We start from the raw sequence: 4,752 nt of genomic DNA on the forward strand, positions 1-4,752 counted from the left end.
TTGAAGGCGGTTGAATCCGTGGTTGCTAGCGATGCCCGGGATAGCCGGGCCAGGGGCGCTACGCGCCCCATCGCCGGCTATCGCCAGCTCCTACAGTTAACCAGGTGACAGACAGTTGCTCCTACAGATCTCACAATCTGCAAGAGTAGCTTGCCGGCAACCTACAGCCTGAACCCACCCATCTGCCGCGCCAGATCATCAGCCAGTCCGCGCAACGCCTGGCATTCCTCACGGCACCCTTGCACTTCCGAGGCCGTCTGCCGGGCCAGATCGGAAATCCCCTGAACGGTACGATTGATCTCCTCGGTCACCGCTGACTGCTCTTCGGTCGCCGTTGCCACCTGGTGGTTCATGTCACTGATGTGTTCAACCTGATCGGTGATGGTGCTCAGCGAAGCGCCGGTCTGCTGGCTGGACTGCACGCCGGTACCGGTGGCAGCCTGCCCGGCCTGCATCGAAGCCACAGCACTACCGGCACCGTGCTTCAGGCGCAGGATCATCTGCTGCACTTCATCGGTAGACACCTGGGTACGCCGCGCCAGGGTGCGTACTTCGTCGGCGACCACGGCGAAGCCACGGCCCATCTCTCCGGCCCGCGCGGCTTCAATCGCAGCATTGAGCGCCAGCAGGTTGGTCTGTTCGGAGATGCTGCGAATGACCGCCAGCACTTCATCAATTGAAGCGACTTCACTGGCCAGCTCACCCACTGCATTGGCTGCCTGACCTATTTCGCCCGACATGCCTTCGATGTGCGCAATCGAGCGGCGCACCACTTCGCGGGCTTCGAGTGCTTCAGTACGCGCGGTTTCCGACGCCTGAGCGGCGTTGCCAGCATTCTGGGCGATGTCCTGCACGGTGAGGCCCATTTCATGCACCGCAGTGGCAACCATTTCGGTCATCTCTTGCTGACGCCCGGAGCGCTCGGCCGTGTTTTCCACCACCTGGGTCACTTGCGCGACCGAACTGTGCAAACGCTCACTGGTACGCAACACGTCGCCGATCAGGTCACGCTGACTGTCGAGAAAGCGGTTGAAGCCGCGAGCCAAGTCACCCAGTTCATCAGCGCGGGTTTCATCCAGACGCTGGGTCAGGTCTCCGCCACCATTGCCTATCGCCAGCAAGGCACCAGTGACACGACGAATCGGCCGGACAATGCCACGGGCCAGCAGCACCACCAGCAACAACGACACCAGCGCCACAGCAGCACCGATCAGGCTGGTCATCCAGACCGTCTCGCGTACAGGGGCATAGATCTGCGCTTCCGGCACCTCAGCGACCAGGGTCCAGTTCAGATCACGCAGCGGCAGGCTCAGGGCTAGATAACCCTCGCCGTCACGTTCAAAACGACTGCTATGCAAACCCTCGTTTTTCTTCAAGACAGCCTGGGCTGCAGCCTCACCGATCTGGTCGGCGAGTTTCCTTTTGCCGCTCAACTGCTGCTCCGGATGCACCTGGATCAAGCCATCGCCGCGCACCAGGAACACCCGACCGCGCTCACCGAAACTGAAGTTGTGAATCAGCTCCGACAGCTCGGTCATGCGCAATCCCAGCCCGGCAATACCTACAAGCTTGCCGGCCTTTTCCACCCGGTAATCGATAAACAACGCCAGTTCGCCGGTGCTGCCATCGGTGTCGATGTTGAGCAGGCGCGGCTTGCCGCTGTCGATGAAGCCGTAGAACCACTTGTCGGCAGGGTTGCTGCGGCTCAGGGTTCGGTCCAAGCCTTTTTCGTTGTAGTAGTGGCTGGTTTCGGTCGCCGCGAACAAGGCGGTGAAGGCCTGGTTTTTTTGCCGCAGGGCTTCGAGGTATTCAATGAATTGCGGCGCCTGGACGCTGTCTTCTCCCGCAGCCAGCCAGTCGCGCAGCAGGGTGTTGTTGGCAATGTCGGCCGCAGCGGTCAGCGGGCGACTCATCATCCGCTCGATGTCGTTACGAATTGCCTCAATGCTCGCCGGCAACGCGGTGTCGACCAGGTAACGCTCGGTCAGGCGATTGACCGCCACCGAGTAGATCCCGACCACAATAAGAATGCTCACCAACAGGGCTGCGCCCATGCTTGCGATCAATTGCCACTGAATGCTGCGCCGCCAGAACTGCATGAACCTTCCCCTGAGTAAAAAAGCCTTGTGCTGCAATAGCCAGGCCAATTGTATACAGATGAAAATACAATTATTCCATTGACCCACGACAATGCCGCCCACTGCCGAAAGGGCAGTGAGCAAGCAAAAGAAGTAGAACGGTGTGGCGGGAGCCGATCAGCTATTGCCGATGGTCCGGGCAATGACATCGACCGTGGCGCTGACTTGCTCTTGGTAACGGTCGAGGGCCTGCTGGTGCTGCTGTTGCAGTTCGATCTGCTGCGAACACAGGTTGAGGGCTGCGAGAACCAGCAGCTTGTCACCAATCAGGGTCGGGTATTTACGCTTGGTCTCGGCCAGCGACGCGTTGAGCATCTGCACGGCCTGCGCCAGGGCCTGTTCCTGGCCTTCGGGGGCCTTGATCGAATAGTCGCTGCCGAGGATCGACACGACATTGATCGGCTGTGCTGAAGTTCTCATGCGTTGACGGTACCACCGCTGGCGCGCTCGACCAGGGCCTGGATACGTGCGGCGGTAGCGCCCTGCTTTTCTTCCTGTTCCATCAGCGACAGCTGCAGGCTTTCGTTTTCATCCTTGGCCTGGGTCAGTTCAGCGCTGATCTGTTCGTTGCGCTCGGTCAGTTCCTGATTCTTCTGTACCAGGTCGCTGACGAGTTGTTCCAATTGACTGAGGGAAGTTTCCAACATGATTGCCTTCTCGGGTTTTTCAGGGGGCGCACACGATAAAGAAAAGTCCGCGTGGTCGCCAGGGATATCGGGTTAGACGCTTCGGCCTGGTGCAGATTGACCCGTTGATAGCGGTCCGGTTCCCGCTGTGGGTGCCCGCTGGTCAGGAAAACCGATCGCCAACTCACAGTTTCATCAACTGCCCCTCAAGTCTGCCAAAGCTTGACCGATAGGCAAGGCAATCCTGACTCCGTCGCATGGATTGCTCGCCTTCTTCCCTTCCGGATGTCCACTATGTCCCTTCGTAACATGAATATTGCCCCGCGTGCGCTGCTGGGGTTTGCCTTGATTGGTGCACTGATGCTGGGCCTGGGTCTGTTCGCCCTGAACCAGATGAGCAAGATCCGTCAGGCCGGTGAGTTCATCGAGCAATCCTCGGTGCCGAGCATTACCAACCTTGATCAGATCACCCAGCTGACCCTGCGCCTGCGCACCTTGTCTTATCGCCTGCTGCTCAACCGCGAAGCCGACACCCTGCAAAACACGCTGAAACTGATCAGCCAGCGCAACCAGCAGATCGATGAAGCGCGCAGGATCTACGAGCCGCTGATCAGCAGTCCTCAGGAACGAGCGGCCTACAACCAGTATGTGCAGTTGCTCAACGACTACCGGCAGCTGGAAAGCCGCATGCACCAGGCCTCCCAGAGCAACGACCTGGAAACCCTGCGCACCCTGATCAACCGTGACATGCTCAACAGTTCCGAGCAAATCAACAGCGTCATGGATCAGTTGGTCAGCATCAACACCGAGCAAACCCGCAGCATCAACCAGACCGCTGCCGATCAGTACTCCAACGCCATCAGCCTGGTCATCAGCCTGTTGCTGGCCGCCACGCTGCTGACCCTGGTCTGTGCCCTGCTGCTGACCCGCAGCATCGTCAAACCGATCGACGAAGCCCTGCAGGCGGCCGAGCGTATCGCCGAAGGCGACCTCACCCGCACCATCGAGACCCAAGGCCACGATGAAGCCGCACGGCTGCTGCGGGCCATGGCCAAGATGCAGAACAAACTGCGCGATACCCTGCAGCTGATCGCAGGCTCTGCCACGCAGCTGGCTTCGGCCGCCGAAGAACTGAACAGCGTCACCGACGAAAGCGCACGTGGCCTGCAGCAGCAGAACAACGAAATCGAACAGGCCGCCACAGCCGTCACCGAGATGACCAGTGCCGTTGAAGAAGTGGCGCGCAATGCCGTGAGCACCTCCGAAGCGTCGAAGGAGGCCACGCGTTCGGCAGGCGATGGCCGCGACCTGGTCATGGAAACCGTCAGCGCCATCGAGCGCATGAGCGTCGATGTGCAAGGTACTGCCGATCTGATCGGCAACCTGGCGGAAGAATCGCGGGATATCGGCAAGGTACTGGACGTGATTCGTGGCCTGGCCGACCAGACCAACCTGCTGGCACTCAACGCCGCCATCGAGGCCGCACGTGCCGGTGAAGCCGGTCGTGGTTTTGCTGTGGTCGCTGATGAGGTACGCGCCCTGGCGCATCGCACCCAGCAATCCACCAGCGAAATCGAACGGATGATCGGCAGTATCCAGGGCGGCACCGAACAGGCGGTGAACTCCATGCGCAACAGCACCGAGCGCGCCGAGTCGACGCTGAACATCGCCCGTGGTGCCGGCCTGGCGCTGGACACCATCACCGGTGCGGTCGCCGAGATCAACGAGCGCAACCTGGTGATCGCCAGCGCGGCCGAAGAACAGGCTCAGGTGGCCCGCGAAGTGGACCGCAACCTGGTCAACATCAACGACCTGTCGGTGCAATCGGCCACCGGCGCCCACCAGACCAGTGCGGCGAGTGCCGAACTGTCGCGTCTGGCGGTTGACCTGAACGGCCTGGTGGCACGCTTCAGCGTCTGATTATCGCGGGGCAAGCCCGCTCCCACAGGTGCTGTGATATCTCTGTGGGAGCGGGCTTGCCCCGCGAA

4 protein-coding genes and 2 pseudogenes are annotated in these 4,752 nt (G+C 60.5%); 2 read left to right on the forward strand and 4 right to left on the reverse strand.

The genetic code is table 11. The annotated features are described in order from the left end of the window. Nucleotides 1-161: 161 nt before the first annotated feature. The 4 genes and pseudogenes from ACO6VD_RS25705 to ACO6VD_RS25720 all read right to left on the reverse strand — a co-directional run bounded on the left by ACO6VD_RS25705 (nt 162) and on the right by ACO6VD_RS25720 (nt 2,785). A complete protein-coding gene (locus ACO6VD_RS25705; RefSeq protein WP_422422702.1) occupies nt 162-899 on the reverse strand; it encodes a methyl-accepting chemotaxis protein in 738 nt (245 codons plus the stop codon). 123 nt (nt 900-1,022) lie between these two features. Continuing rightward, nucleotides 1,023-2,099: pseudogene (locus ACO6VD_RS25710) on the reverse strand (HAMP domain-containing protein); the annotation flags it as partial. 156 nt (nt 2,100-2,255) lie between these two features. Further along, nucleotides 2,256-2,558 carry a cell division protein ZapA gene (locus ACO6VD_RS25715; protein ID WP_028942233.1) on the reverse strand — a complete coding sequence of 101 codons (303 nt, stop codon included), beginning with the start codon at nt 2,556-2,558 and terminating at the stop codon, nt 2,256-2,258. After that, entirely contained in the window at nt 2,555-2,785 is a 231-nt protein-coding gene (locus ACO6VD_RS25720) for a hypothetical protein (RefSeq protein ID WP_422422701.1), read from the reverse strand. Before ACO6VD_RS25720 ends, ACO6VD_RS25715 begins: the two co-directional genes overlap by 4 nt. A 288-nt stretch (nt 2,786-3,073) precedes the next feature. Here ACO6VD_RS25720 and ACO6VD_RS25725 point away from each other — a divergent pair. Together ACO6VD_RS25725 and ACO6VD_RS25730 are read left to right on the forward strand one after the other, a co-directional pair. After that, nucleotides 3,074-3,829, forward strand: a pseudogene (locus tag ACO6VD_RS25725) (MCP four helix bundle domain-containing protein); the annotation flags it as partial. Then, nucleotides 3,821-4,684 (forward strand): methyl-accepting chemotaxis protein, encoded by an 864-nt coding sequence (locus tag ACO6VD_RS25730; RefSeq protein WP_422422703.1) that lies wholly within the window; start codon nt 3,821-3,823, stop codon nt 4,682-4,684. The pseudogene ACO6VD_RS25725 and the gene ACO6VD_RS25730, both read left to right, overlap by 9 nt. Nucleotides 4,685-4,752: the final 68 nt, after the last annotated feature.

It is taken from the genome of Pseudomonas sp. GZD-222, from assembly GCF_049310525.1.
Taxonomy (GTDB): Bacteria; Pseudomonadota; Gammaproteobacteria; order Pseudomonadales; family Pseudomonadaceae; genus Aquipseudomonas.